This is a genomic window from Candidatus Cloacimonadota bacterium (assembly GCA_011372345.1).
GTDB lineage: Bacteria > Cloacimonadota > Cloacimonadia > Cloacimonadales > TCS61 > DRTC01.
The window spans coordinates 1-1,651 of sequence record DRTC01000062.1; the positions used below are offsets into that span (position 1 = coordinate 1).

The window sequence follows — 1,651 nt, forward strand, 5'->3', positions numbered from 1 at the left end:
GATACATATCTTACCTGGAGAATTATTTATGATAATGATTCAAACCTTGCTTATGGTCTCGTGAACGGAACATTGATCGGTTTTCATTATCATCCGAATCCCTTGAATAATTATCGCATTAAAATATGTTATGATGTTGACCACGCCAATGAATCGATCGATATTCGGGTCGATGATTTTGCCTTCCTAAAATATGATGAAGGTGAATTCGATAAGAAATATCCTGAAACGGGAACTTTCGTTTCTTCCGCTCATGATACAGGCTTTACTATTCCGGTTGGAGCAGGATTCAATACGGTTTCCTGGAATGCGAATGGGGAACATATAAAATTTCGGATCAGAACTGCTGACACGGAAGCAGATCTGCAAAACGCAGTTTGGTTTGGACCGGAAAATGATCCTTCCGGCTGGTATGAGACGAGTCCTTTCGAGATAAATCCGGTACATGATAATAGTCGATGGATCCAATATCAAGCTGAACTCTATACTTCCGATCTTATGACCACCCCTTTATTAAATGATATTACTTTTGATTATTATGATGCTGTTGGGATTACATTTACTTTTGAGAATGCAGTTCTTACTGAACAAGGAAACTTCTTTGAATTCGATGTCATGGCTTCTGCTTCCGAAACAGGAACAAAACTCGGCGATAATTCGGTTTATATAAATTATGATGCTTTCGGATTTGGCGAAAATATTATTGGGAACGGACATGCGGAAATCACGAAAGGAACGCTTCTCGAAGGAGAGATGAGAGTTCCTTTATATGAAATGATCCTTTTTGACGAAACTCCCTCGATGTTCTCTGTCCAATCGCTATTCAATCCGCTGGCACTTCCTTCTCAAGGGAATGATCTGCCGGCTGCTCCAACTCAATTGTTGCATCTTAAAATCGAGATCGCTGACAGTGAACAATGTTCAGGTCTTTCTTTTGAGGAAATCTTTATGGATCAAGAACAGTATTATTCAGATAATTATACAAAATATACTCCCGTAACAGCAATTGATACTGATGAGACAAGTCTTTCCTGCACACCTCAAAAGGTAAAGATCAGAATAATGGGAGAAAATGTTGTTTTATTCTGGGAACCTGTTGCCGGTGCTTCATTCTACAATATTTATTCATCACCAGACGCCTACATTCCTTTAAATGAATGGCAGCTTGAACCTGAAGGAACTGAAATTCCCGATCCGTTCTGGGATGAGCCTGTCCCAGATTGGAAGAAATTCTATTTTGTGACTGCTATTTGTGAATAAATCTGTCTTTACGAAAAAATTTTAATTAGAAATTCTTTAACAATAGTATTTGCAATGGTATTTTAAAAGGTGATATTCTTTTGTCATAAGTATCACCTTTGCTTAAATACGATTTCATACTTGACATCAGTTCATATTATTTTGATTTAGCATCTGAGGAAAACTGTAAAAGCGATTGCTTTTATTGAATATTATATTGGAGGATGTATGAAAAATTTAGTTTTTATTATGTTGTTTTTGTTAATGTCAGGTTTGTGTTGGGGAAAAACTCAAGAGAACTCCTTGCTCACTCCTCAACTTCAGGAAAAATTGGATTCTGCTTCTGATCATGAATTTATCAGGATCAATATTCGCTTGAAAAACCAATTTGATTCCGATGAATTAATGAGAC

At 36.8% G+C, this 1,651-nt stretch carries 1 protein-coding gene; it reads left to right on the forward strand.

The window, feature by feature from the left end; genetic code table 11:
* Nucleotides 1–1,467: 1,467 nt before the first annotated feature.
* On the forward strand, nt 1,468–1,651 hold a 184-nt coding region (locus ENL20_01150), incomplete at its 3' end, for a hypothetical protein (GenBank protein ID HHE37167.1).